Annotated in this window: 22 protein-coding genes; 10 read left to right on the plus strand and 12 right to left on the minus strand. The window is 67.9% G+C overall.

The features are described 5' to 3' along the window. From CWC60_RS15570 to CWC60_RS15580, 3 genes are read left to right on the plus strand one after another with little or no spacing between them, the layout of a single operon-like run. The gene (locus CWC60_RS15570; protein ID WP_206419960.1) at window positions 1-1,314 is read left to right on the plus strand and encodes a S41 family peptidase; all 1,314 of its coding nucleotides are present in this window, start codon (window positions 1-3) and stop codon (window positions 1,312-1,314) included. A 19-nt stretch (window positions 1,315-1,333) separates the two neighbouring features. Continuing rightward, complete coding sequence (locus tag CWC60_RS15575) at window positions 1,334-2,605, plus strand: divergent polysaccharide deacetylase family protein (RefSeq protein WP_109794860.1); 1,272 nt, start codon at window positions 1,334-1,336, stop codon at window positions 2,603-2,605. Further along, entirely contained in the window at window positions 2,595-3,083 is a 489-nt protein-coding gene (locus CWC60_RS15580; RefSeq protein WP_109794861.1) for an RNA pyrophosphohydrolase, read from the plus strand. The genes CWC60_RS15575 and CWC60_RS15580 overlap by 11 nt, the downstream gene beginning before the upstream one ends. Before the next feature lie 27 nt (window positions 3,084-3,110). On the opposite strand, the gene ppdK is transcribed toward CWC60_RS15580, so the two are convergent. The 3 genes from ppdK to CWC60_RS15595 form a co-directional block, all read right to left on the minus strand. Continuing rightward, entirely contained in the window at window positions 3,111-5,777 is a 2,667-nt protein-coding gene (gene ppdK / locus CWC60_RS15585; protein ID WP_109794891.1) for a pyruvate, phosphate dikinase, read from the minus strand. Window positions 5,778-5,917: 140 nt separating this feature from the next. Then, window positions 5,918-8,032, minus strand: coding sequence for a glycine--tRNA ligase subunit beta (gene glyS, locus CWC60_RS15590; RefSeq protein WP_109794862.1), 2,115 nt, complete (start codon window positions 8,030-8,032; stop codon window positions 5,918-5,920). A 2-nt stretch (window positions 8,033-8,034) separates the two neighbouring features. Then, a complete protein-coding gene (locus CWC60_RS15595) occupies window positions 8,035-8,922 on the minus strand; it encodes a glycine--tRNA ligase subunit alpha (protein ID WP_109794863.1) in 888 nt (295 codons plus the stop codon). A gap of 153 nt (window positions 8,923-9,075) precedes the next feature. On the opposite strand from CWC60_RS15595, the gene CWC60_RS15600 reads away from it, so the two are divergent. From CWC60_RS15600 to CWC60_RS15610, 3 genes are all read left to right on the plus strand, one after another. After that, on the plus strand, window positions 9,076-9,978 hold the full coding sequence (locus tag CWC60_RS15600) for an MBL fold metallo-hydrolase (protein ID WP_109794864.1): 903 nt from the start codon (window positions 9,076-9,078) through the stop codon (window positions 9,976-9,978). A gap of 136 nt (window positions 9,979-10,114) precedes the next feature. Continuing rightward, the gene (locus tag CWC60_RS15605; RefSeq protein WP_206419961.1) at window positions 10,115-11,884 is read left to right on the plus strand and encodes a monovalent cation:proton antiporter-2 (CPA2) family protein; all 1,770 of its coding nucleotides are present in this window, start codon (window positions 10,115-10,117) and stop codon (window positions 11,882-11,884) included. Beyond that, window positions 11,881-12,396 carry a cupin domain-containing protein gene (locus CWC60_RS15610; RefSeq protein ID WP_109794866.1) on the plus strand — a complete coding sequence of 172 codons (516 nt, stop codon included), beginning with the start codon at window positions 11,881-11,883 and terminating at the stop codon, window positions 12,394-12,396. Before CWC60_RS15605 ends, CWC60_RS15610 begins: the two co-directional genes overlap by 4 nt. A 161-nt stretch (window positions 12,397-12,557) precedes the next feature. Here the strand turns inward: CWC60_RS15610 and CWC60_RS15615 are convergent, their stop codons facing one another. The 4 genes from CWC60_RS15615 to CWC60_RS15625 all read right to left on the minus strand — a co-directional run bounded on the left by CWC60_RS15615 (window position 12,558) and on the right by CWC60_RS15625 (window position 16,908). Beyond that, window positions 12,558-13,589 carry a tetratricopeptide repeat protein gene (locus CWC60_RS15615; RefSeq protein ID WP_109794867.1) on the minus strand — a complete coding sequence of 344 codons (1,032 nt, stop codon included), beginning with the start codon at window positions 13,587-13,589 and terminating at the stop codon, window positions 12,558-12,560. A 95-nt stretch (window positions 13,590-13,684) separates the two neighbouring features. Further along, window positions 13,685-14,314 carry a glutathione S-transferase family protein gene (locus CWC60_RS15620; RefSeq protein ID WP_109794868.1) on the minus strand — a complete coding sequence of 210 codons (630 nt, stop codon included), beginning with the start codon at window positions 14,312-14,314 and terminating at the stop codon, window positions 13,685-13,687. Window positions 14,315-14,403: 89 nt separating this feature from the next. Further along, window positions 14,404-14,538 (minus strand): hypothetical protein, encoded by a 135-nt coding sequence (locus CWC60_RS24305; protein ID WP_277422335.1) that lies wholly within the window; start codon window positions 14,536-14,538, stop codon window positions 14,404-14,406. A gap of 390 nt (window positions 14,539-14,928) precedes the next feature. Further along, window positions 14,929-16,908 (minus strand): protein meaA, encoded by a 1,980-nt coding sequence (locus CWC60_RS15625; protein ID WP_109794869.1) that lies wholly within the window; start codon window positions 16,906-16,908, stop codon window positions 14,929-14,931. A 201-nt stretch (window positions 16,909-17,109) separates the two neighbouring features. Here CWC60_RS15625 and ccrA point away from each other — a divergent pair, with 201 nt between their 5' ends. Together ccrA and CWC60_RS15635 are read left to right on the plus strand one after the other, a co-directional pair. Continuing rightward, window positions 17,110-18,408 (plus strand): crotonyl-CoA carboxylase/reductase, encoded by a 1,299-nt coding sequence (gene ccrA / locus CWC60_RS15630; protein WP_109794892.1) that lies wholly within the window; start codon window positions 17,110-17,112, stop codon window positions 18,406-18,408. Window positions 18,409-18,582: 174 nt separating this feature from the next. Continuing rightward, window positions 18,583-19,794, plus strand: a complete 1,212-nt coding sequence (locus CWC60_RS15635) for an NADP-dependent isocitrate dehydrogenase (protein WP_109794870.1) — start codon at window positions 18,583-18,585, stop codon at window positions 19,792-19,794. Window positions 19,795-19,846: 52 nt separating this feature from the next. Here CWC60_RS15635 and glsA read toward each other — a convergent pair whose 3' ends face one another. Together glsA and CWC60_RS15645 are read right to left on the minus strand one after the other, a co-directional pair. Then, entirely contained in the window at window positions 19,847-20,794 is a 948-nt protein-coding gene (gene glsA, locus CWC60_RS15640) for a glutaminase A (protein WP_109794871.1), read from the minus strand. Continuing rightward, window positions 20,791-21,528 (minus strand): proteasome-type protease, encoded by a 738-nt coding sequence (locus CWC60_RS15645; protein ID WP_109794872.1) that lies wholly within the window; start codon window positions 21,526-21,528, stop codon window positions 20,791-20,793. Before CWC60_RS15645 ends, glsA begins: the two co-directional genes overlap by 4 nt. A gap of 223 nt (window positions 21,529-21,751) precedes the next feature. On the opposite strand from CWC60_RS15645, the gene CWC60_RS15650 reads away from it, so the two are divergent. Further along, window positions 21,752-22,765, plus strand: a complete 1,014-nt coding sequence (locus CWC60_RS15650) for an amidohydrolase family protein (RefSeq protein ID WP_109794873.1) — start codon at window positions 21,752-21,754, stop codon at window positions 22,763-22,765. A gap of 13 nt (window positions 22,766-22,778) precedes the next feature. Here the strand turns inward: CWC60_RS15650 and CWC60_RS15655 are convergent, their stop codons facing one another. After that, window positions 22,779-24,164: a preATP grasp domain-containing protein gene (locus CWC60_RS15655; protein ID WP_125182803.1), complete on the minus strand. Its 1,386-nt coding sequence runs from the start codon at window positions 24,162-24,164 to the stop codon at window positions 22,779-22,781. Between the two features lie 287 nt (window positions 24,165-24,451). Here CWC60_RS15655 and CWC60_RS15660 point away from each other — a divergent pair, with 287 nt between their 5' ends. Next, window positions 24,452-25,297, plus strand: a complete 846-nt coding sequence (locus CWC60_RS15660) for a class II glutamine amidotransferase (RefSeq protein ID WP_109794875.1) — start codon at window positions 24,452-24,454, stop codon at window positions 25,295-25,297. Window positions 25,298-25,307: 10 nt separating this feature from the next. Here the strand turns inward: CWC60_RS15660 and CWC60_RS15665 are convergent, their stop codons facing one another. Both CWC60_RS15665 and CWC60_RS15670 read right to left on the minus strand, forming a co-directional pair. After that, the gene (locus tag CWC60_RS15665; RefSeq protein ID WP_109794876.1) at window positions 25,308-25,598 is read right to left on the minus strand and encodes a cupin domain-containing protein; all 291 of its coding nucleotides are present in this window, start codon (window positions 25,596-25,598) and stop codon (window positions 25,308-25,310) included. Between the two features lie 148 nt (window positions 25,599-25,746). Further along, window positions 25,747-26,229: an RT0821/Lpp0805 family surface protein gene (locus CWC60_RS15670; RefSeq protein ID WP_109794893.1), complete on the minus strand. Its 483-nt coding sequence runs from the start codon at window positions 26,227-26,229 to the stop codon at window positions 25,747-25,749. Window positions 26,230-26,335: the final 106 nt, after the last annotated feature.

Here is a 26,335-nt window from a genome sequence, read left to right on the forward strand (position 1 = left end):
ATGAAACGTACGACAGTCGCCGCCGTCATGTCGGCGGTCATGATCGCATCGGTCAGCATGGTCGCCTGCGCCCCGGCGCGCGCTCAGGACCAGGACCGTGAGGTCTATCGCCTGCTGGAGCTGCTGGGCGACGCCCTGGCCAAGATCCGGTCCAACTATGTCGAGGACGTCGACGACAAGAAGCTGATCGAGGCCGGCATCAACGGCATGCTGTCGTCTCTCGATCCGCATTCGAACTTCCTCAGCCCCGAGCGCGTCAAGCAGATGGAAGTGGACATCCGCGGCGAGTTCGGCGGTCTCGGCATCGAGGTCACGATGGAGAACGGCTTCGTCAAGGTCGTCACTCCGATCGACGATACGCCGGCGGCGCGTGCCGGCGTCAGGCCGGGCGACCTGATCAGCCATATCGACGGCGAACCGGTGCTGGGCCTTTCGCTGACCGAGGCGGTGAAGAAGATGCGCGGCCGCGTCGGCTCCGACATCGTGCTGACGATGATCCGCGAGGGCGAGGCGGAGCCTTTCGACATCACCATCACGCGCGACATCATCACGGTGCAGTCCGTGCGCTCCCGCGCCGAAGGCAATGTCGCCTATATCCGCATCACCAGCTTCAACGAGCAGACCGAAAGCGGTCTGCGCAGCGCCATGGACACGCTGCGGGCCGAAATCGGCGAGGACCAGCTGAGGGGCGTGGTGCTGGACCTGCGCAACAATCCGGGCGGACTGCTGAACCAGGCGATCGCGGTTTCCGACGCCTTCCTGGAGCGCGGCGAGATCGTCTCGACCCGCGGCCGCGGCGACGACAATATCGAACGCTACAATGCCAAGTCGGGCGACATCGCCACCGGCCTGCCGGTTATCGTGCTGATCAACGGCGGCTCGGCCAGCGCTTCCGAGATCGTCGCCGGCGCCCTGAAGGACCACAACCGGGCGATCCTCATGGGCACCAAGAGTTTCGGCAAGGGCTCCGTCCAGTCGATTATCCAGCTCCAGGGCGGCAACCGCCTGAAGCTGACCACGTCGCGCTACTACACGCCTTCGGGAACGTCGATCCAGGCGACAGGCATCCTGCCCGACATCGAGGTGCCGCAGGCGACGCTGGAAATCATCGACAATCCGAACGCCCGCTCCGAGGCCGATCTGCGCAACCGTCTGGAGAACGACACGGACAACGGCGACGGTTCCGCGCCCGACGCCGGCCAGCCCGGCGCGGCGGCGCCGGAGGGCGGCGAGACGCCCCCGGACTATCAGCTCCAGCGGGCGCTCGACGCGATCCGGGCCATCGATCTGGCGCGCGCCGGCTCGCTGAAGTAACGCCGGGCAACCCGGAGATATGGCGGCGCACGGCAGGCGTCCGGCGGCACAGACGGCGCTCCTGATCGTCGCGCCGCTGCTCGTCCTGGCCTATGCCGGGGTGATCGGCTGGCTGTGGTGGGCCGGCCCCCCGGAGGACGCCGCTGCGCCCGAGCCGATAGCGGAAACCGGGGAGGCCGCGACGCCGCCGGCGGCCGTGAAGAGCGGGGAGGAGAGCCCTGCCGCCGAGGCGCCGGCAGTGGCCGACAGCCCCGCTCCCGAAGCGCCGTCGCCAGCGCCAACGCCGCAGCCGGCTCCCGAACCGGAGCCGGAATCGGAGCAGCCCGCCCCCGAGCCGGCGCCTCGGCCGGAACCCGAACATCCGGCGCCGCAGCCTCAACCGCAGCTGGAACCGGAAGCGGCGCCCCGGCCAGCGCCCGAGCCGATGCCCGAGCCGGAGCCGGCGCCGAAAGGTGTCGAGGAATTCGAACGCACGCCCCTGCCGCCTGCGCCGGACCCGGAACTCACCGACCGCGGCCGGTACGGCCCGCTGCCGGTCCGTTCCCCCGACGGGCGGGTGGCCTGGCAGGCCTATGGCCGCCCGTTCGAGCGCGAGGCCGGTCAGCCGGTCATCGCCATCGTCATGTCCGAAGTCGGGCTGGCGGAGGCGGCGACGCTGTCGGCGATCCAGGATCTGCCGGGCGAGATCTCCCTGGCTTTCAGCCCCTATTCGACGCGGCTCGACGAATGGGTGCCCGCGGCGCGCGCGGCCGGCCACGAGGTGCTGATCCAGGTGCCCATGGAGCCCCGCAACACCGCCTTCGACGATCCGGGCGACAAGGCGCTGCTATCGACCAACCAGCCCGAGGTCAATGTCGACCGGTTGCATTGGGTGCTGTCGCGGGCGGTGGGCTATGTCGGCGTGACCAACTTCATGGGCTCGCGGATGACCGTCTCGCCCAAGGACATGCAGCCCATCCTGGAAGCCATCGGCGCGCGCGGCCTGCTCTATGTCGACGCGCGCGTGACCCCGGCCTCGATCGCCGCCAAGCTGTCGGCGGAACTGGGCGTGCCGTCGGTCGCCAATGACCGCTTCATCGACGTCGAGGCCGCACGCGGCCCGATCGACCGGCGGCTGGCGCAACTGGAAGAGCTGGCGCTGGCCCGCGGCGTCGCGGTCGGCTTCGCCCAGCCCTATCCGGTGACGATCGAGCGGCTGCGCATGTGGATACCGCAGATGCGCAAGCGCGGCTTCCTGCTGGCGCCGGTTTCCGCCGTGGTCCGCGTCGGAGGAGGCGAGAATGGCGGATGATCCGGCCGATCTGCCCTACCGGCCCTGCGTCGGGATCATGCTGATCAACCGGGACTGGCGGATATTCGTCGGCCAGCGCATCGATCAGACAGTGGAAGCCTGGCAGATGCCCCAGGGCGGCATCGACCCCGGCGAGGAGCCGGTCACCGCCGCCTTCCGCGAGATGGAAGAGGAGATCGGCACGGCCAAGGCGGAGGTCATCGCGGAGTCACAGGACTGGATCCCCTACGACCTGCCGCCGCACCTCGTGGGCAGGGTCTGGCGCGGCCGCTATCGCGGCCAGTCGCAGAAATGGTTCGCCATGCGGTTTCTGGGCGAGGACCGCGATATCGATCTGCAGACCGACCATCCCGAGTTCCGCGAATGGCGCTGGACGCCGCTCTCCGAACTGGCCGAGATGGCCATCGACTTCAAGCGTGAGACCTATGCCCGGGTGGTGGCCGAATTCGCGCCGCTGTTCCCCGCCGAGGCGCGTTAGGGCGGCGTCATCGCGCCGGGCGCGCCGCTACTTCTCCCGGATCGCGGCCTGGGCGGCGGCGAGGCGGGCGATCGGCACACGGAAGGGCGAGCAGGAGACATAGTCCAGCCCGACTTCCTCGCAGAAGGCGATCGACGACGGGTCGCCGCCATGCTCGCCGCAGATGCCGAGCTTGATGTCGGGACGCGTCTTGCGCCCGCGCTCGGCGGCGATCTGCACCAGTTCGCCGACGCCGTCGCGGTCCAGGCTGACGAAGGGGTCCTTCTCGAACACACCCTGCTCGATGTAGTCGTCGAGGAAGCTGGCCGAGTCGTCGCGGCTGATGCCGAAGGTCGTCTGCGTCAGGTCGTTGGTGCCGAAGGAGAAGAAGGCCGCCGATTCCGCGATCTCGCCCGCGCGCAGCGCCGCCCGCGGCAGTTCGATCATGGTGCCGACCAGATAGTGCAGCTCCAGCCCGCTGGCCTGGGCCACTTCGGCGGCGACGCGGTCGATCAGCGCCTTCAGGATGTCGATCTCGCGCCGCGTGGCGGCCAGCGGGATCATGATCTCCGGCGTCACGGTTTCACCTGCGTCCCGCTTGACCTCGGCGACCGCCTCGAAGATGGCGCGCGCCTGCATCTCGTAGATCTCGGGGTAGGAGATGCCCAGGCGGCAGCCGCGATGGCCCAGCATCGGGTTGAACTCGTGCAGTTCGCTGGCGCGCCGGCGCATGTGTTCGGGATCGGCGTCCATCACGTCCGCGACCGCCTGGATGTCTTCGTCGGACTTGGGCAGGAACTCGTGCAGCGGCGGATCGAGCAGGCGGATCGTCACCGGCAGACCGGTCATGATGCCGAACAGCTCCACGAAGTCCTGGCGCTGCATCGGCAGGATCTTCTCCAGCGCCGCGCGGCGGCCCTTCTCCCGGTCGGAGAGGATCATCTCGCGGACAGCCAGGATGCGGTCGTCCTCGAAGAACATGTGCTCGGTGCGGCAGAGGCCGATGCCCTCGGCGCCGAACTCGCGTGCGGTCCGGGCGTCCGCCGGGGTCTCGGCGTTGGCGCGGACCTTCATCCGGCGATGGCCGTCGGCCCATACCATCAGCCGCCCGAAATCGCCCGACAGTTCCGGCTGGATGGTGGCGACGGCACCCGCCATCACCTCGCCCGCGGCGCCGTCGATGGTGATGACGTCGCCGGCGTTGAAGACCCGGCCCAGAACCGACATCTCGCCCTTGCGGTAGTCGATGCGGATATGGCCCGCGCCGGAAACGCAGGGCCGGCCCATGCCGCGCGCGACCACCGCCGCGTGGCTGGTCATGCCGCCGCGGCTGGTCAGGATGCCTTCCGCCGCGTGCATGCCGTGGATGTCCTCGGGGCTGGTCTCCTCGCGCACCAGGATGACCTTGTCGCCCAGCTTGGCGAGGCGCTCGGCGTCGTCGGCAGTGAAGACGATCTTGCCCGAGGCAGCGCCCGGGCTGGCCGGCAGGCCCCTGGCGATGACGTCGCGCACCGCCTCCGGGTCCAGGGTCGGGTGCAGCAACTGGTCCAGCGAGGACGGCTCGACGCGCAGGATGGCCTCGGCCTCGGTGATCAGGCCTTCGTCGACCATGTCGACGGCGATCTTCAATGCCGCCCTGGAGGTGCGCTTGCCCGAACGGGTCTGCAGCATCCACAGCTTGCCGCGCTGCACGGTGAACTCGATGTCCTGCATGTCACGGTAATGCGTCTCCAGGGCCTGGTAGACGCGTTCCAGTTCGGCGAAGACCGCGGGCATGGCCTCCTCCAGCGAGGGCTTGTCCTCGCCGGAGCGTTCCCGGGACGCCTTCGTCAGCAGCTGCGGCGTGCGGATGCCCGCGACGACGTCCTCGCCCTGGGCGTTGATCAGGTATTCGCCGAAGAAGACCTTCTCGCCGGTCGAGGGATCGCGGGTGAAGGCGACGCCTGTGGCCGAGGTCTCGCCCATGTTGCCGAAGACCATCGCCTGAACGTTGACCGCGGTGCCCCAGCTCGCCGGGATGTCGTGCAGGCGGCGGTAGGTGCGCGCGCGGTCGTTCATCCACGAGCTGAAGACCGCGCCGATCGCGCCCCATAGCTGCGCCTCCGGGTCCTGCGGGAAGGGCTGGCCGGTCTCGCGCTCGACCTCCTCCTTGAACAGGCTCACGATCTGCTCCAGATCCTCGACGGAGAGTTCGTTGTCCAGGGATACGCCGCGGGTGTCCTTGACCCCTTCGAGGATGTCCTCGAAGGCGGCGTGATCGACGCGGAGCACCACGTCGCCGTACATCTGGATGAAGCGCCGGTAGCTGTCGAGCGCGAAGCGGCGGTCGCCGCCGGCGCTGTTCGCCAGGCCCTCGACGGTTTCGTCGTTGAGGCCGAGATTGAGGACCGTGTCCATCATGCCCGGCATCGAGGCGCGCGCGCCGGAGCGCACTGACACCAGCAGCGGATTGGCCGCGTCCCCGAAGCCGGCGCCGACCAGTTCGCCCACCCGGGCCACGGCCGCGCGGACCTGGTCGTTCAGCTCGGGCGGATAGCTGTGGTCATGGTCGTAGTAGTAGGTGCAGACCTCGGTCGTGATCGTGAAGCCCGGCGGCACCGGCAGGCCGAGATTGCTCATCTCGGCCAGGTTGGCGCCCTTGCCGCCCAGCAGGTTCTTCATGTCGGCCCGGCCTTCCGCCGAACCGTCGCCGAAGCTCAGGACCCATTTCGTCATTCTGGCCGTCACCTTCTCCCGATCCGTCATGCCCGCCTGGTGCGGGCATCCGGTCGAACTTTCAACTTGCGGCAAAGCCGCTCCGGACCCCCGCACGGCGGCGGGGGTGACAACTTCAACAATCGGCCCGCCTGCGCTCTCTAGCCTTCGATCTTCGAGAAATCCGCCACCCGGTGCAGGGTCGCGCGGATCTCCGCCAGCAGCTTCAGCCGATTGGCGCGCAGCGCCGCGTCGTCGGCGTTCACCGTGACATTGTCGAAGAAGGCGTCCACGGGCCCGCGCAGCGCGGCCATCGCGCTCATCGCTCCGCCGAAGTCCTCCGACGCCAGCGCCGCGTCGGCCTTCTCCAGCGCGGCGGCGAGGGCCTCGCCCAGTTCCGCTTCCGCCGCTTCGACGAAGGCGCCTCGGTCGGCGGGGCCGGAATGGACGGCGCCGTCCTTCTTCTCCTCGATGCGCAGGATGTTGGCGGCGCGGCGATAGGCGGCCAGCAGGTTGCCGCCGTCCTCCGATTCCACGAGCCGCTGCAGCGCCTCGACCTGCCAGGTGAGACGCACAAGATCGTCCTCGCCGCCCAGCGCGAAAACAGCGGTGATCAGGTCGTGGCGCACGCCCTGTTCGCGCAGCGTCACCTTGAGCCGGTCGGCGATGAAGTCGAGCAGTTCGATGGTGGTCTGGGCACGAAAAGCTTCACCTTCTCGGTGACGGTCGAAGTACATTTTCTGGTGCTCTTCGGAGAAGTCGCCAGCAATCGCTCGCAGCGCATGATTGAACGTAGCGGAGAGATTGAGACGAATGCCGTTCTCCAGAATCAGCCGGATCACGCCCAGCGCCGCGCGGCGCAGCGCATAGGGGTCCTTGGAGCCCGTCGGCTTCTCGCCGATGCCGAAGAAGCCGGCGAGCGTATCCAGCTTGTCGGCCAGCGCCACGGCGACCGAGACCGGATCGGAAGGGCAGAGGTCGCCCGGGCCCGCTGGACTGTAGTGCCAACGAATGGCGTCCGCGAGGGCCTCCGGCTCACCGTCATGGCGGGCGTAGTAGCGGCCCATGAACCCTTGCAGTTCGGGGAACTCGCCGACCATCTCGGTGGTCAGGTCGGCCTTGGCCAGTATGCCGGCGCGATGCGCGTCCCCTTCGTCCGCACCGACCTTCGGCGCCAGCCACCTGGCCAGATCCGCGAGACGCTCGGCCTTGCGCCGCATGGAGCCCATCGCGGCGTGGAAGACGATCGGGTCGAGATCGGAAACGCGGCTCTCCAGGCTGCGTTCCCGATCCTTGTCCCAGAAGAATTTGGCGTCGGAAAGCCGGGCGCGCAGCACCTTCTCGTTGCCGGCAACGATGGCCTGCCCGCCGTCCTCCGCCTCCAGGTTGGCGACGGCGATGAAGTAGGGCGCCAGACTGCCGTCGGTGGAATCATTCACGGCACAAAAATATTTCTGGTGCGTCGCCATTGACGACTCGAGCACTTCGCGCGGCACATCCATGAAGGCGTCGTCGATCCGACCCCATACTGGTACCGGCCACTCAACCAGCCCGGCAACTTCATCGAGAAGTCTGGGGTCCGCCTGGTACAGAATTCCCCTCGGCTGGGAATCCATCGCACCGTCATTGATGACCCGTTTGCGCTCATCGCGGTCGAGCATGACCTTCGCGGCGCGCAGCTTCGCCCGATAGTCGGCGAAATCCGTCACCGCGAACGCATCGGGCGCGTGGAACCGGTGCCCGCGCGTCGTGTTCGACGAGGTCACCGGGCCATAACTCACCGGCACGACCTCGCCGCCGAACAGGCAGAGAATGGAATGCAGCGGCCGCACCCAGCGCACCTGGTGCGCACCCCAGCGCATGGACTTGGGCCAGGGCAGCTTCTGTATCGCGCCCTCGATCAGTCCGGGCAGGATTTCCGCCGTTGGCTGGCCGGGCTTCTCGATCACGGCGAACAGGAACGTCCCCTTGGGCGTCTCGCGTTCCTCGACCTGGTCGCGCGACAGCCCGACCGAGCCCAGGAAGCCGTTGACCGCCTTCTCCGGCGCGTCGGCCTTCGGGCCCTTGCGCTCCTCCCGAACGTCGGCGGTGGCCTCCGGCACCTCCTCTAAGACCACCGTCAGACGCCGTGGCGTCGAATGATGAACCGGCTTCGAGACGTCGAGACCCGCTTCGGTCAGCGCGTCGTTCAGCAGGCGCGCGAGATCGGCCGCCGCGCGGTCCTGCATGCGCGCCGGGATTTCCTCCGAGAACAGCTCCAGCAGCAGTTCGGCCATGTCTACGCCTCCACCGTCAGGTGGCCGCGGCTGACCAGCCATTCCTCGGCGCAGCGCTTGGCCAGCGCGCGGACGCGGCCGATATAGGCGGCGCGCTCGGTCACGCTGATCACGCCGCGGGCGTCCAGCAGGTTGAAGACGTGGCTCGCCTTGATGCACTGGTCATAGGCGGGCAGCGCCAGGCCGCGGTCGGCGACCGCATGGCATTCGGCCTCGGCGTCGCGGAAATGGCGGAACAGCATCTCCGTGTCCGCATGCTCGAAGTTGTAGGCGGAATACTCGCGTTCGGCCTGCAGGAAGACGTCGCCATAACTGGCGCCGGCGCCGTTGAAGTCCAGGTCGTAGACGTTGTCGACGCCCTGCACGTACATCGCCAGCCGCTCCAGGCCGTAGGTCAGTTCGCCCGAGACGGGGTTGCAGTCGAATCCGCCCACCTGCTGGAAATAGGTGAACTGGCTGACCTCCATGCCGTCGCACCAGACCTCCCAGCCCAGCCCCCATGCGCCGAGCGTCGGGCTCTCCCAGTCGTCCTCGACGAAGCGGATGTCGTGGTTCTTCGGGTCGATGCCGATCTCGCGCAGGCTGCCAAGATAGAGCTCCTGGAAGTCGTCCGGGGACGGCTTCATGATCACCTGGTACTGGTAGTAGTGCTGCAGCCGGTTGGGGTTCTCGCCATAGCGCCCGTCGGTGGGCCGGCGCGAAGGCTGCACATAGGCCGCGTTCCAGTGCTCCGGTCCCAGCGCGCGCAGCGTCGTCGCCGGATGGAAGGTGCCCGCGCCCACTTCCATGTCGTAGGGTTGCAGGATCAGGCAGCCCCGCGCCGACCAGTAGCGGTGCAGGCGGAGAATGAGATCCTGGAATGACGGCGCGTCGAGCGCTCCGCTGGACATCGGCTCGGGGCCTCTCGGAAGGACGGTCAGAAGGCGCGGGACAGGTATAGGGGCGACGGGCTGGCGGTCAAGGCCCGCGACGCCGCGGAGGGCAGGCATGCGGGCCCGGTCCGCGCTATGCTGTGGCGGAAACGAGGCGAAGGGAGGGACGCGATGAACACCGACACCTGGCGGATCGGCGACGTGCGGATCACGCGCATCATGGAGCTGAAGGCCGAACGCACGCCGGACTTCGGCTATACGGAGCTGACCACCGACGACATCCTGCGCGAGACGTGGCTGAAGCCCCACTTCGCCACCGAGGAAGGCAAGCTGATCAGCTGCATCCAGGCCTTCGTGGTGGAAAGCGAAGGCCGGCGCATCATCGTCGACACCTGCGTCGGCAACGACAAGGAGCGCGGCAACCCGGCCTGGAACATGCTGTCCGGGCCCTTTCTGGACGACCTGCGGGCCGCCGGTCATCCGGCCGAGACGATCGACACCGTGCTCTGCACCCATCTGCACGTGGACCATGTCGGCTGGAACACCATGAAGCAGGGCGACCGCTGGGTGCCGACCTTCCCCAACGCCCGCTACCTGTTCGGGCGCGTCGAATGGGAGCACTGGAGCCGGGAAGCGACCGAGGCGATCCGGGGCGACATGCCGGTCGACGTGGTCGAGGGCGTGGTCGACGCCCGCCGCACCAACCGGGATTCCGTGCGGCCCATCGTCGAGGCCGGTCTGCACGAACTGGTGGAGACCGATCACCGGGTCACCGGGGAGGTCCGGCTGGAACCGACGCCGGGCCACACGCCGGGCCATGTCAGCGTGGTCATCGAATCGGGCGGCGAGCGCGCGGTGATCACCGGCGACCTGATGCATCACCCGATCCAGTGCGCCATGCCGCATGTCGCCAGCCGCTTCGACCACGACATCGCCCGCGCCCGGGCGACCCGTGAGGACTTCCTGCGCCGCTACGCCGACGGGCCGGTGACGGTCTTCGGCACCCACTTCGCGCCGCCGACCGCCGGCCGCGTGATCTCCCATGACGGAGGCTGGCGCTTCTCGGTGGACTAGCGGCCACTGGCCGGCCTCGTCGGAATGACGCCGGGCCCCGATCGCGGCCATGCGGATTCGGCGGTCGCGGCGTCGCCGGATGCCGCGTTATGCTGCGGCGCAACCGGACGCCGGACAAGGGAGCGACTTTCAGGCCGTGCACGCCGCCACACTGCATCTGCGCGAGGTGATCATCTTCCTGCTTGCCGCGGGGATCATCGTGCCGCTGTTCCGGCGGGTGAAGATCAGTCCGATCCTGGGTTTCCTGATCGTCGGCATGGTGATCGGCCCCTACGGCCTGGCCAGCTTCGTGGATGTGGCGCCCTGGCTGCGCCACGCTGTGATCGACGACGTCGAGTTCGTCAACGCCCTGGCCGAGATGGGCGTGATCTTCCTGCTGTTCATGATCGGGCTGGAACTGTCGCTGGAGCGGCTCTGGGCGATGCGCCGGCTGGTATTCGGGCTGGGCGGGGCGCAGGTGCTGGTCACCGCAGCGGTGATCACGGCGATCGCGGCGATGTTCGACAACACCCTGCCCATGGCCGTGATTCTCGGCGCCGGCTTCGCGCTGTCCTCGACGGCCATCGTCATGCAACTCCTTTCCGAGCAGCGCCGGCTGGGCACCGAGGTCGGGCGCACCAGTTTCTCGATCCTGCTGTTCCAGGATCTCGCGGTGCTGCCGATCCTGTTCATGGTCAGCGCCTTCGCCGCCCGCGGCGAGGATTCGCCGGTCATCGCCTTCGCCATCGCCATGGGGCAGGCGGCGGCGGCCGTCGTCGTGGTGCTGGTGCTGGGGCGGCTGCTGCTCCGGCCGCTGTTCCGCTTCGTCGGCGCGGCCGACAGCCGGGAGCTGTTCCTGGCGCTGGTGCTGCTGGTCATCATCGGCACCGCCATGGCCATGGAATCCGCCGGCCTGTCCGCGGCGCTGGGCGCGTTCGTCGCCGGGCTGCTGATGGCGGAGACCGAATACCGCCACGAGGTCGAACTGGACATCGAGCCCTTCAAGGGCCTGCTGCTGGGCGTCTTCTTCGTCTCGGTCGGCATGGAGATCGACCTGACCGAAGTCCTCGCCCGGCCGGTGCTGCTGGGCGTCTCAGTGATCGGGCTGTTCGTCATCAAGGCGCCGATCATCTACGGGCTCGGCCGGGCGTTCGGGCAGTCGCGCCCGGTCGCCGCGGAGAGCGCGGTGCTGCTGTCCCAGGGCGGGGAGTTCGCCCTGCTGGTGGTCTCGATGGCCTTCGCGCTCGGACTGATGGATGGGCCGACGGCCCAGTTCATGCTGATCGTCACCAGCCTGACGATGATGGCGACGCCGATGCAGGCGCATTTCGGCCGCCGTCTCGGCGGCGCGCTGGAAGCCCGTGGCGCGGAGCGTCAGCGCCCCGCCGCCGCGAGTCCGCCATCGGACCTGAAGGGGCATGTCGTGATTGCCGGCTACGGCCGGGTGGGTCAGATGCTGGCGGCCATCCTGGAGGAGCAGGAGATGGCGCACTACGCCATCGACAATGACGCCCATCTGCTCGCCCGCAGCCGGCGGGGCCGCGATCATGTCTTCTTCGGCGACGCCAGCCGTCCCGACATGCTGCGCCGGCTCGGCGCGGACCGCGCGACGGCGTTGGTGGTGACCATCAACAGCCCCCAGGCGGCGGAGCGCATCGTCGCCGCGGCCCGGCGCGAATGGCCCGGCCTCTCGATCCACGCCCGCGCCCATGACAACGAGCACGCCCGGCGGCTGCGGGATCTCGGCGCCGACAGGGTGGTGCCGGAGACGGTGGAGGCCAGCCTGCAGCTCGCCGACGCGGTGCTGATCAGCTCCGGCCTGCCGGGCGCCACCGCGCACCGCATCATCGAGGCTCACCGCGCCTCGCTGGAGGAGAGCGGCGAACTGGACGAGGAGGCGGCCGAGGAGGTGAGGGAGAAGCTGTGAGCGACGCCTGGAAGCGCGAGATCGAGGCCATCATCCGGACGCTGGACCTGCAGCCCCACCCGGAGGGCGGCCACTACGCGGAGATCCACCGTGCGGCCGAGGGGGTCGCCGCCGGCGCCCTGCCGCCGCGCTATGGCGGGCAGAGAAGCTTCAGCACGGCGATCTACTACCTGCTGGGACCGGGCGACGTCTCGGCCCTGCACCGCGTCGCTTCCGACGAGATCTTCCACTTCTACCTGGGCGATCCGGTGGAGCAGCTCCGGCTGTTTCCCGACGGCAGCCACCGCGTGGTGGAGATCGGCCGCGATCTGGCCGCCGGCCAGCGGCCCCAGTCGGTCGTGCCCGCCGGCGTCTGGCAGGGCGCGCGGGTGAAGCCCGGCGGCCGCTTTTGCCTGATGGGCTGCACCGTCAGCCCCGGCTTCGACTTCGCCGATTTCGAGATGGGCGAGCGTAAGGCGCTGATCGACGGCTGGCCGGAGGCGGGGGAGATGGTCGAGGTGTTGACGGGCTGACGGAATCCTGCCGGTCGATTGGCCCGATGCAACGCCGTGCGTGTCATGCCCGCCCTGTGCGGGCATCCGGCGAACCAACGACTTGCGGCGAAGCCGCTCCGGACCCTCGCACGGTGGCGGGGGTGACAACGGATGCGGTCCCCGATCCGTGGCCCGGAACCCTACGCCGTGGTTTCATCTTCGGCGTCCAGTTCCGCCCAGCTGGCGCGGTTCTGTTCGGAGAGGCTGAGTTCGTCGGCGGTCATCTGCGGTTCCAGCGCCTCGAGCCGCTCCGTCATCCGGGCGGCGAAGTCGGGGTCGGACGTCCGGTCCCGCGCCCGGCTCATCATGGCGTGCGCCACGCCGCGGTCATGGCCTTCGAGCACCATGCCGAAGGATCCCATGCCTTCCGGATGGCCGCATTCGGCCGAGGTCTGAAAATAGCCGACGGCCCGGTCGATGTCCTCGATCACGCCGATGCCCTGAACCAGCGCGAGACCGGCCTTGTAGCAACCGTCCGGATCGCCGGCCTCGGCGGCCATCTCGTACCAGCGGAAGGCTTCCGCGGCGTCGTGCGGCACATGCTCGCCCCGAAGGTGATGATCGCCGAGCGCGCACATCGAATGTGTGGAGCCGGCTGCCGCCGCCTCGCGGTAGTATTGCAGCGCCCGGGCGGGATCCTGCTCGACGTGCTCCCCCGTCTCATAGGCTCTGGCCAGAACAACGAGACCGTCGTTGTCGCCGTTCTCTGCCGCGAGCCGCAGAAACCGCACCGCCTTGTCGGCATTCTGCTCGCAGTATCGGCCATCCAGACAGGCACGGCCGATGGCGTAGGCGGAACTCGCATCGCCGGCTTCCGCCGCCTCCGTCAGCATCGCCATCCCCGCCTCCGAATCGGCGGGAACGTTCGGGTCGAACAGCAGCTTGGTGCCCAGGACCTTCTTGCTGTCGATATCGCCGGCTTCGGCTGCGGCCCTCAGCAGTTCGAGGCCCCGCGCCTCGTCCTTCGGAACGCCGTTGCCTTCCAGACAGGCGAGGCCGAGGAGATTCAGACCCGTCGTCGATCCTGCGGCAGCGAGCTGTTCCAGGAAAGGAATGGCCTTGCTGTAGTCGCCTCTTTCGGGGGCAGCCGCCGCGTCCTCCGCGCTTCGGATCACGTCGCCGCCGCCCAGAAGGCCCGACGCCACGCGCCGCAATCCCGATACCAGGCCCATGGCCCGCTCCCATGTCCGCCGTTCCCTGGAACGATTGAAGAACAGAGGGGCATGCAACGCAAGCGGGAAAAGTTGCCCCCGGGACGGGCCCGGCCTCAGAGGCCGGCGCTGGGGCGTTCCTTCATCTTCGTGTACCAGCCGTGCAGATTGCCCAGCTCCTCAGGCACCCGCATCTTGATGATGCGCGCGAAGTCGGCGCAGACGAAGGCGGTGATGTCGGCATAGGTCAGGCCGCCGCCGACCAGCCATTCGCGGCCCTCCAGCCGCCGGTCGAGGATCTCGAAATAGCGCTTGGTGCGGGTGAGGCCCCGCTCGCCGAGTTCCGGAATCTGGTCGTAATTGTCGGGTCCGGGCAGGGCGCGGCCCTTCATGTGCGGGTTGGTGTTGCGCAGGGCCTCGGCGACGGCCTGGAAACCGTGGGACTCGGCGATCGCCGCCCATTGCAGGACCTCGGCGCGCTCGATGTCGCTGTTGCCCATCAGCACCGGTTCGGGGTGCTTCGCCTCCAGATAGGCGGCGATGGCGAGATTCTCGGTCAGCGCCACGCCCTCGTCCGTCATCAGGACGGGCACGGTGCCGCGCGGATTGATCTTCAGGAAATCGTCGCCCAACTGCTCCGCCTTGCCCACGTCGACCTGGGTCGTGGGCACGTCGAGGCCCTTTTCGGCGATGAAGATGCGCGCGCGGCGCGGGCTGGGCGCGGTGGCGCAATCGTAGAACTGCATGATGCCGTCTCCTCCCCTGATCGGCGTTCGATCAGGGGAGTATAGACGTCTGCGCCGGCCGGCGACACCCGCCGAGCCGGCATCCGGCGCTACTGGACCTTCTTGCCGGCGATCACCGTCTGGGACTTGGCGACGCCGGAGTTGGCGGTGGCGGTGACTTTCGGCTTCTCCTGCTTCGGCTTCTTGGCCTCGCGGTTGCCGCGGTTCTTGTTGCCCTTGGACATCTGACTACCTCGTGTCGGGCGGCGGCGCGCGTCCGGAATTCCGATGCGGCGCCGCTGCGGGTGGGCCCCCGGCCCGCCTCGTCGGGGCGGCAAGGAGTGGACATTTCCGGCTGTTGACGTGGCAGTCGCCCGACGCCCCGGGCCGGAGCCGCTGTCGGGCTGCGCCGATGGTCCCGCTCCCGATCCCTGACGCGGAAGGAGGGGCCGGATCGCAGGCCGCGATCCGGATGGCCATGGCCGACCCTCAAGATGATGCGCCGCCGGGCGCTTGCCAAGCGGGGACTGGGTTTCGGCCGGAAATATTGTCGTGTCGAGCGATATCGGGGATGACTGCAACGGTCCGAGCCGCGCTGCGTGCCGGCCGATCCATCCCGCGCAGCGCGGTTTCTCCTACGCCGCTTCGGCGGAACCGTCCACGATCCGGGCGATGTCGCTCATGATCGCGGCCAGGTCGAAGTCCTTGGGCGTATAGATTGCGGCGATGCCGGCGGCTTTCAGCGCCTCGGCGTCGGCCTTCGGGATGATGCCGCCGACCACGACCGGCACGTCGCCCAGGCCCTCGGCGCGGAGGCCTTCGAGGACCTCCCGCGCCAGCGCGGCGTGGGAGCCGGACAGGATCGAGAGTCCCACCAGGTGAACCGATTCCTCCAGCGCCGCGGTGACGATCTGCTTCGGCGTCAGCCGGATGCCCTCGTAGACCACCTCCATGCCGGCGTCCCGGGCGGCGACGGCGATCTGCTCGGCGCCGTTGGAATGGCCGTCGAGGCCCGGCTTGCCCACCAGGATCTTGATGCGCCGGCCAAGCCGGGCCGAGACCTGCTCGACCTTCGAGCGGACCTCCGCCAGCCCCTCCGCGGCGACGCCGGCCGCGCCGCCAACGCCCGTCGGCGCGCGGTACTCGCCATAGACCCGGCGCAGCACGCCGGCCCACTCGCCGGTGGTGGCGCCGGCCTTCGCGGCGGCGATGGAGGCCTCCATGATGTTGCGGTCTTCCTTCGCGGCCTGTTCCAGCGCCGCCAGCGCGGCCTTCGCCGCCGCCTCGTCACGGCTCTCCCTCCAGGCGTTCAGGCTCTCGATCTGGTCGGCCTCGGCGCTCTCGTCGACGGTCAGGATGGCGTCCGCCGCCTCGGCCAGCGGCGAGGGCGCGCTCTCGGTGAAGCAGTTGACGCCGACCATCTTCAACTCGCCCGACATGATCGCCTGCACGCGCCGGGCGTTGCTCTCGACCAGCGCCTCCTTCATGTAGCCGCTCTCGACCGCCGCGATGGCGCCGCCCAGGCGCTCGATGGTCTTCATCTCGTCCAGCGCCCCGGCTTTCAGTTCGGCCACCTTGGCGTCGACCACGGGGCTGCCGTCGAACAGGTCGGCATATTCCAGAAGGTCGGTCTCGTGCGCCACGATCTGCTGGAGGCGCAGCGACCATTGCTGGTCCCAGGGCCGCGGCAGGCCCAGCGCCTCGTTCCAGGCGGGCAGCTGCACCGCGCGGGCGCGGGCCTTCTTCGACAGCACCACCGCCAGCATCTCCAGCAGGATGCGGTAGACGTTGTTCTCGGGCTGCTGCTCGGTCAGGCCGAGAGAATTGACCTGCACGCCATAACGGAAGCGGCGGTTCTTTTCTTCCTCGACGCCGTAGCGGTCGCGCAGCATCTCGTCCCAGAGATCGACGAACGCGCGCATCTTGCACATCTCCTCGACGAAGCGGATGCCGGCGTTGACGAAGAAGCTGATGCGCCCGGCCACCTGCCCGAACATCTCGGGCGGCAGTTCGCCGCGCTCCTTCGTGGTGTCCAGCACCGCCCGCGCCGTCGACAGCGCGAAGGCCAGCTCCTGCGTCGGCGTCGCGCCGGCCTCCTGCAGGTGGTAGGAGCAGATGTTGGTCGGGTTCCACTTCGGCATTTCGGCGACCGTGAAGCCGATCACGTCGGCGATCAGCTTCAGGCTCGCCGCCGGCGGGAAGATGTAGGTCCCGCGCGAGAGATACTCCTTGATGATGTCGTTCTGGACGGTGCCCATCAGCTTCGTCCGGTCCGCGCCCTGTTCCTCGGCGGCGGCGATGTAGAGCGCCAGCAGCCACGGCGCCGTGGCGTTGATGGTCATGGAGGTGTTCATCTGCTCCAGGGGGATGCCGTCGAACAGCGTCCGCATGTCGCCCAGATGGCCCACCGGCACGCCGACCTTGCCGACCTCCCCCTTCGCCAGCACGTGGTCGCTGTCGTAGCCGGTCTGCGTCGGCAGGTCGAAGGCGACCGAAAGGCCCGTCTGCCCGCGGCTCAGATTGGTGCGGTAGAGCTCGTTCGACGCCCTCGCCGACGAATGGCCCGAATAGGTCCGGATCAGCCAGGGGCGGTCGCGTTCAGGGGTCTCGGTCATTTTCTGATCTTCCAAAAGGCAGGTCTTGTACGAACGAAAATTACGCCTTGCGTTTGGCGGCGGAAATATCATATCAGTCGCCGCACTGCAAAACGGTAGTTTGCCGCTTTGCAGCATAATTCCTGTACGATGGGAGGGTCCAGTCCCGCGCGCAAGCGGGGCCGGACGGATCCGGTAGCGAGATTTATGGAGCATGACCTCATGGCGGAATTCCAGGCAGTCGAGAGCGAGCCGTCGGACCTGACGCAGGGCGAGAAGAAGGAGCTCTACGAGGTCGGGGAGATCCCGCCGCTGGGTCACGTACCGAAGAAGATGTACGCCTGGGCGATCCGCAAGGAGCGCGAGGGCGAGCCGGACAAGGCCATGCAGGTCGAGGTGGTCGAGACCCCCGAGCTGGACAGCCACGACGTGCTGGTTCTCGTGATGGCCGCGGGCGTCAACTACAACGGCGTCTGGGCGTCCCTCGGCACGCCCGTCTCCATGTTCGACGTCCACAAGCAGCCCTATCACATCGCCGGCTCCGACGCCGCGGGGGTGGTCTATGCCGTGGGCTCCAAGGTCAAGCGCTGGCAGGTCGGCGACGAGGTCGTCGTCCACTGCAACCAGGACGATGGCGACGACGTCGAATGCAATGGCGGCGACCCGATGTTCTCGCCCTCGCAGCGGATCTGGGGCTACGAGACGCCGGACGGCTCCTTCGCGCAGTTCGCCCGCGTCCAGGACCGCCAGCTCATGCCGCGGCCCAGGCATCTGACCTGGGAGGAGAGCGCCTGCTACACGCTCACTCTCGCCACCTCGTACCGCATGCTGTTCGGCCATCGCCCGCACATCCTGCGCCCCGGCGACAACGTGCTGATCTGGGGCGCGTCGGGCGGCATCGGTTCCATGGCGGTGCAGCTCTGCGCCACCGCCGGCGCCAACGCCATCGGCGTGATCTCCGAGGAGGACAAGCGCGAATTCGTCATGTCGCTGGGCGCCAAGGGCGTGATCAACCGCAAGGATTTCAACTGCTGGGGCCAGATGCCGACGGTCAACACCGAGGAATACGCCGCCTGGACAAAGGAAGTCCGCAAGTTCGGCAAGGCGATCTGGGACATCACCGGCAAGGGCAATGACGTCGACTTCGTTTTCGAGCATCCGGGCGAGGCGACCTTCCCCGTCAGCTGCATCATCGTGAAGCGCGGCGGCATGGTGGTCTTCTGCGCCGGTACCACCGGCTACAATCTGACCATGGACGCCCGCTATGTCTGGATGCGCCAGAAGCGTATCCAGGGCAGCCACTTCGCCAACCTGAAGCAGGCCACCCAGGCCAATCAGCTGGTGATCGAACGGCGCATCGACCCGTGCATGTCCGAAGTCTTCAGCTGGGACGACATCCCGCGCGCCCACATGAAGATGTTCCGCAACGAGCACAAGCCCGGGAACATGGCGGTGCTGGTCTCGTCGAAGGTGCCGGGCCTGCGCACCATCGAGGACGCGATCGAGGTCGGCAACGGCTGACCGCCGGCGGAGCCGCCCGGCCGGATATGCCGGGCGATGAGTTTGGCGAAGCGCGCATGATGACCGTCATGCGCGCTTCGCTTTTGACGCCCGCGCGCGCGGTGATATAAGCGGCGCAGCTTCCGGGGCCGTGCCGGCCGCAGGATCAATCCGTGCAATCCGAAGAGGTGGGGAATGAGCAAGATCAAGGTGAAAAATCCGGTCGTCGAGCTGGACGGCGACGAGATGACCCGGATCATCTGGGATTTCATCAAGCAGAAGCTGATCCTGCCCTATCTCGATATCGACCTGCACTATTACGACCTGGGCGTCGAGGAGCGCGACCGCACCGACGACCAGATCACCGTCGACGCGGCCGAGGCCATCAAGAAGTACGGCGTCGGCGTCAAGTGCGCCACCATCACCCCCGACGAGCAGCGCGTCGAGGAGTTCAAGCTCAAGAAGATGTGGCGCAGCCCCAACGGCACCATCCGCAACATCATCGGCGGCACCATCTTCCGCGAGCCGATCGTCTGCCAGAACGTGCCGCGTCTGGTGCCGGGCTGGACCGATCCCATCGTCATCGGCCGTCACGCCTATGGCGACCAGTACCGCGCCACCGACTTCGTGGTCCCCGGCAAGGGCAAGCTGACCATCAAGTTCGAGGGCGAGGACGGCAAGACCATCGAGCGCGAGGTCTTCGACTTCCCCGGCGGCGGCGTCGCCATGTCCATGTACAATCTGGACGATTCCATCCGCGACTTCGCCCGGGCGTGCATGAACTACGGCCTGAACCGCGGCTGGGACGTCTACCTGTCGACCAAGAACACCATCCTGAAAGCCTATGACGGCCGCTTCAAGGATCTGTTCCAGGAGGTCTACGAGGCCGAGTTCAAGGACAAGTTCGACGCCAAGGGCATGATCTACGAACATCGCCTGATCGACGACATGGTGGCCTGCGCCATGAAGTGGTCCGGCAAGTACATCTGGGCCTGCAAGAACTACGACGGCGACGTGCAGTCCGACACGGTCGCCCAGGGCTTCGGCTCGCTGGGCCTGATGACCTCGGTGCTGATGACGCCCGATGGCAAGACCGTCGAGGCCGAGGCGGCCCACGGCACGGTTACCCGCCACTACCGCATGCATCAGCAGGGCAAGGAGACCTCGACCAATCCGATCGCGTCGATCTTCGCCTGGACCCGGGGTCTGGGCTATCGCGGTCAGATGGACGAGACGCCCGAGGTGGTGAACTTCGCCCAGACGCTGGAAAAGGTCTGCGTGCAGTCGGTCGAGAACGGCCAGATGACCAAGGATCTGGCCATCCTGATCGGCCCCGACCAGCCCTGGATGACCACCAACCAGTTCCTCGACGCCCTGGACCGGAACCTCCAGAAGGCGCTGAGCTGAGCCAACGGCGCGCGGGCCGGCTCGCCCGGTTCGCGCGCCGCCTTCGCTGCGATCAGCGGAAGACCGAGAGCTCCAGCCGCTTCGACAACACGCCCAGCGCCTTCATGGCGCCGATGGAGTTGCCCTTCTGACCCAGGGCGGGTCCGAAGCCGGCGATCGCCATGCGCCCCGGCGCGATGGCGAGGACCGCGCCGCTCACCGAGCTTTTCGACGGCAGGCCAACCTCGATGGCGTGGCTGCCGACCTCGTCGTACATGCCCGACGTCGCCATCAGCGCCAGCACGCCATGCGCGTTGGCCGGCGTGATGATGTGCTCGCCGGTGATCGGGTCTGCGCCGGCGTTGGTCAGGAACATGGCTATCCGCGCCAGATGCTCGGCGGTGCAGGTGACCGCGCACTGCCGGAAATAGGTCTCGACAGCGACTTCCACGTCGCTGATGACCTTGTGGTGGCGCATGATCTCCGCCAGCGCCCGGTTGCGGTGGCCCGTCTCCGCTTCCGAGCGGAAGACCGCCTCGTTGACCGGGAACGCGGCCGCCTCCAGCCCGCTGGCGCGCCCGAGGAAAGCCTGGAAATGGGCGATCTTGTCCGATGCGTCGACGCCCGGCAGGTGATCGCTGGTCAGGATCGCGCCGGCATTGATGTAGGGATTGCGCGGCTGCCCTTTCTCCTCCTCCAGCTTGACGATGGAGAAGAAGGCGTCGCCCGACGGCTCGGTCGACATATGCTCGAAGACCCGCTCGCCGGAATGCTCGATCACGGCGGAGAGCGAGAAGATCTTGGAAACGCTCTGCATCGTGAAGGGGTGGGCGGCGTCGCCGATCGAGGCGGTGACGCCGTCGACGGTGTGCACCGCGATCCCGAACAGGGACGGGTCCACCCGGGCCAGTTCGGGGATGTAGGTCGCGACATGGCCGTGGGCGCATTTGGCGAGGCCGGCCTGATAGGCCTCGTCCAGCGCCGCCTCGATGGCCGCCCTGTCCGGGACCGGCCGGGTCATGCGATCTCGGGCCAGTCAGCCGGCGCGAGGTCCCGCACGGCCTGCCGGATGGCGTCGCTGTAGCTGTTGCGGATGTTGACGAAGTAGGGATCTTCCATCTCCACCCGCCGGACCTGGATCGGGCCCAGCGATCCGGCGCGGTAGATCACCATGTCGAAGGGCGGCGCCACCGACAGGTTGCTGCGCACGGTGGCGTCGAAGCTGAGCAGCGTCAGCTTCACCGCTTCGGACAGGCTGGTCCTGAACTGCATGGCGCGGTCCAGGATCGGCTTGCCGTACTTGACCTCGCCGATCTGCAGGTAGGGCGTGTCCGGGGACGCCTCGATGAAGTTGCCGGCCGGATAGATCAGGAACAGCCGGTGCGGCCCGCCGGCGATCTGGCCGGCGAACAGGAAGCTTGCCGAGGGATCGCCATAGGCCTGCACGTGCTGGGCATTGGCGCTCATCACCTCGCGCAGCACGCTGCCGACCATCTTGGTGGCGTCGAACATCGTCGCCGCATCGAACAGGTTGGTCGGGTTGCCGCCCTGGCCCAGGCGCTGGTTCAGGATGGTGACCACCGCCTGGGTGGTCGCCAGGTTGCCGGCGGAGGCCAGCACCATGACCCGCTCGTCCGCGTTCTGGAACGCCGAGATCTTCGAGATGGTCGCGATATGGTCGACACCGGCGTTGGAGCGCGTGTCGGCGGTGACGACGAAGCCGTCCTCCAGGAACAGGCCAAGTCCGTAAGTCATTCTGTTGCGGTCTCCCTCCGCGGCGTTTCACGTCGCCCGCGGCGTTGTCGAGGACGGGGATGTTGCGCCCATGCCGCCCGCCGCGAAAGCGGATTCTTTACTCGGGCCGGGGTGAAGTCCGATTTTCCCCTCCCGCCTTGCCGGCGGCGCATTGGAACCTGACCGGGCCGGCCGCCTGCCCTATAGTCAGGGCTGTTGTCGATACCGCGCAGGGGAGGGCGTCATGCCGATCGATCAGGCCTGGCTGGATCAGGTTCAGGAAGAAGTCATCGAGCCGGACCGGCCGATCATCGACCCGCACCACCATCTCTGGGACTATCCCGGCTCTCGCTATCTGCTGGACGAACTGCTCTCCGACATGGGTTCCGGTCACAACGTCGTCGCCACGGTCTTCGTCGAGTGCGGCGCCATGTACCGCGCCGACGGGCCGGAACACCTGAAGCCTGTGGGCGAGACCGAGTTCGTCAACGGCGTTGCCGCCATGAGCGCGTCGGGGACCTACGGCGCCGCCCGCGCCTGCGCAGGCATCGTGGGCCTGGCCGACCTCAACCTGGGCAGCCGCGTCGGCGAGGTGCTGGACGCCCACATGCGCGCGGCGCCCGACCGCTTCCGCGGCATCCGCCATGTCGCAGCCCATGACGACAGCCCGGACGTCAGGGTGGCGCACACGAAGCCGTTCAGGCACATGCTGGCCGACGCCACCTTCCGCGAAGGCTTTGCCGAACTGCAAAAGCGGGACATGAGCTTCGAGGCCTGGGTCTACCATCCCCAGATCCGGGAGGTGACCGAACTGGCCCGCGCCTTTCCCGACACGGTGATCATCGCCGACCACTTTCTCGGACCGCTGGGCATCGGGCCCTATGAGGGCAAGCGCGACGAGATCTTCGAGCAGTGGAAGCTCGATTTCGCGGAACTGGCGCGCTGCGAGAACGTGGTGGCGAAGCTGGGCGGCCTCAACATGGCCGTGAACGGCTTCGGCTGGCACAAGCGCGACAAGCCGCCCACGGCGCGCGAGCTGGTGGCGGCGACGGGCGACTGGTACGTCCACGCCATCGACTGCTTCGGACCCGGGCGCTGCATGTTCGAGAGCAACTTCCCCGTCGACAAGCTGTCGGTCAGCTATCCGGTGCTGTGGAACGCCTTCAAGCTGATCGCCGCCGCCTATACGGAGGCCGAGCGCGACGCCCTGTTCCACGACACCGCGAAACGGGTCTACCGGCTCGACCTGCCGGATTGACCGCAGGGAGCGTTCAGCCGCGTCTGGCGAGCAGGGCGCGGGCCTGGCCGGCCAGGGTTTCAGCGCGAGCCTGGCTATCGGCCACGGCGAGAAAGGGGAATCCGGCGCTGCGCTCGATTCCGCCGACGGCAAGCGGGACGATGCCTTCATTTTTCCCGCGGCGCAGCAGGAACGGTCCCAGCAGGTCGTAGAGCGCTTCGGCGGTTCGCACGCGCAGTTGCAGGGACTGGTCCTGTACGATGACCATGCCGCGGCCGGCGTGGCGGCCGAAGAACCGGTTGACGAAGCTCATCGGGATCGAAACCCCGCCCCATCTGCCGTTGCACTCGATCCAGTGCACGCCACGGGCGCGCCCGGCCTCGCCGGTGATCAGGCAGTCGAAGCTGCAACGTCCGAAATAGCCGAGCGCCTGCAGATGTACGGCCAGCGCCATCGCCTCGCGGCAGATGCGGCGCAGCACGCCGACCGATAACACAGCCGGAGCGGCGCCTATGAATTCGGCTTCGTCACCGGCCAGGCGTTGCTCGAAGATGCCTTCCACCACCGGATCTCCGTCACCGGGGGCGGGGATCCAGATCTGCGCCGAGGGGCTGGACAGGGCGGCGGTCTCCCAGACGCCGACCAGCAGCGGATAGCGGTCGCGCCAGCCTCGGGCGCGCAGGATGTCCAGGACGCAGCAATGCAGCCTTTCGGTGCTGAAGCCGCGGATCAGCGCCGCGTCGAGGTTCACATTGCCCAGGGAACCGGCGCTGTCCGGCGTCTTGACGATGACCTGTTCGCAATTGCGGGCGAGGCGCCGTATGTGCGCCGCCAGGGCCGCCGGCCCATAGGCGGCGAAAGTGGGCGGCAGGGCCTGTGGACCAAGCACCGCCCGCACGCGGTCAGCAAACCAGATCTTGTCGTTGACCCGCTTGGCGAGCTGCGGCGGCGGTGCGGCGACCCTGACCGGGACGCGGGCGACATCGGCGATTGTTCCGGCCAGCGCCCAGTCCTTACCCGAGCCCAAATAGGGGACGATCTGGAAGCAGCCCCGGTCCCGGGCCGCGTCGGCGAAGCGCGCGGCCAGCGCCGGCGACCGGCAGCGGCTTGCGATCGCCGCCGGGCCGCCCCGCTCCGGCGGGCCGATCTCGATGATCCGAAGGTCGTGGATGCCGAGCAGGTGGCGGACGAAGGCCTCGTGGCGCGGGCAGGCCTTCTCGACGACGAGGAAGTCGCCCTCGTCGGCCAGCAGGGCTATCCGATGCTCCAGCCGCTGTTCCCGCATTCCCGCGAACAGCCCGACTTCCCGCTGATCGCCGATCAGGAGGGCGGGCCCCGGCTTCAGACCGGACGAAACCCGCGGGCCGAAGAAGTCGGTCCGCCCGAGCGAGGGCTCGTTTGCGAGAACTGCCCTGGCCATCCGCAGGAGTCGCCGCCGTTCCCTCTGCGGTAGATGGACTGCCAGGCGTTCGACGATCGGAATCGCCGGCCGCATTGTGTCTCGGGCGTCCGGACCATGCGTCTTCCGTGCCGACACGCCCTCATCCCCAAGCTTGGTGAATTCCTGGCCATAGAGTTGCCCGTCCCTGCGCGCCCGGCCGAAATGCGTGCTCGGCGGCGATTCGCCCTTTGACGCGCCGTTGCCAAAGGAGACTATTCTCGGGACCAAAGCTGCGCAACGCGCCCTGGGGGAAGGAGAATGCCGGAATGTGCCGTCTCTATGCGCTTCGGGCGAATGAGCCCACTCGGGTCGAATGCGGTCTTGTCCGTTCCCAGAACAACCTCATGCGCCAGAGCCAGGGCGACGCCGAGGGACTGGCGCACGGCCATGGCTGGGGTGTTGCCGAGTATCCCGACGGCGTACCGATGCTGGAGCGTCAGACATGGGCCGCGTTCCATGGCGAGCATTTCGCGAAGAAGGCGGCCCGCGTCTACGCACACACCGTGATCGCGCATGTGCGCCGCGCAACTGTGGGTTCGCCGCGTATCGAGAACACCCACCCCTTCGTCTTCGGCCGCTACATCTTCGCCCACAACGGCACCTTGCCGAACTTCGAGGCGATCCGACCGCGCCTGCTGGAGCATGTCGACCCGCTTCATCACGATGAGATCCGGGGCGATACCGACAGCGAACATGTATTCCATTACCTGCTGACACGCTGGGCGCACGGACCGCAGACCGACCTGCTCGAAACCGTGCGCGAAGGCGTCGAGCGGATCGTCCGATGGTGTGCGGAACTGGCCCCCGGCAAGCCCGTCGGGCTCAATATCGTTCTTGGCGACGGCGAACGCATGGTCGGCACGCGGCTGAACCGGACGCTCTGGTACCTGGAGCGTGACGGCCTTGTCCGCTGCGACATCTGCGGGCAGACGCATGTGCACCACAAGCCGAGATCCGACTACCGTTCCGCCGAGGTCGCGTCGGAACCGGTGACGCCGGAGGAGGCCTGGCGGCAGGTGCCGAACGGAACGGTCTATGCCGTCGACCCCGACTACAAACTGCATTTCGAGCCGCTTAGACTGCCGGAAGGCGCGCTCCGGGAAGCCGGTTGAAGGGCGTTGTCTATTTCAACTCGATCTCGACGAAGACGAACTCGAAGGGGTTGTCGTTGATCACGTCGTGCTCAACGCCGGCGTCGCGGGCGTAGGAGACGCCTGCGGCGAGCGGCGCCTTCGCCACGCCGTTGGCGGTTTCGATGCTGAGTTCGCCGGTCGTGACGGGGACCACGACATAGTCCATGCCGTGGCGGTGCCAGCCTGTGTGGGCCCCGGGCGCAAAGCGCCATTCGGTGACCACGACGCGGTCGGTCTCGAGCTGCTTCGTCGGCACGGCCCAGGGCCGGTTGTCGCTCATTCGGCCTTCTCCATCAGCATGGCGCGGGGTCCGGACTTCAGCGTCCTTCCTCGCCCATGAAGGATGCCGCAGGCCAGAGGCGCCGGCCGCGCCCGGGGACAGGGTACATGCCCTGTTGCGGGTGCGCCAGCCGGCGCGGCGGGCTGGTCTACCGCGTGTTGACGATGCGCCACGTGCCGTCGGCCTGGCGGCAGGCCGTTCCGGTCGCCAGTTCATCGCGGCCGTCGATGATCACCCGCTGCTGGTAGTCGCGGCAGTCAAGGCCGTCCGCCGACCTGTAGGTGTTGGTTGGTGTGAAAGTGCCGGAATGCTGCGTGTCCGGGTTGACCCAGGTTGACGTTGTCCCGCTGCGGGAACTCTCCAGGCTCCGCTGGGCGGTGCGCTCGGCGTAGAGCCTGTCGGACTTGTCCAGCGAGCGTCCGACCTCGGAGCCGAGATAGGCGCCCAGCAGGGTGCCGCCCGCAGTTGCGGCGAGCTGGCCGGCGCCGCCGCCGATCTGCGAACCCAGCAGGCCGCCCACCGCGGCGCCGATCAGGGCGCCGCCCACTTCCTTCTGGCCGGCGGTATTGGTTTCGCATGCGGCCAGGCCCAGTGTGAGCGCGACGGCGATACAGGCGATCTTGGATTTCATGGTCATTGTTCCATGTGCTTGAGCTGACGAACGCAGACTAGCGGTTCGGCGTTCCGCAGCCTTGATCCTGGTCAACTCGGCACGAGGAATCTGAACGCGGCCTGTC

The organism is Minwuia thermotolerans, assembly GCF_002924445.1.
GTDB lineage: Bacteria > Pseudomonadota > Alphaproteobacteria > Minwuiales > Minwuiaceae > Minwuia > Minwuia thermotolerans.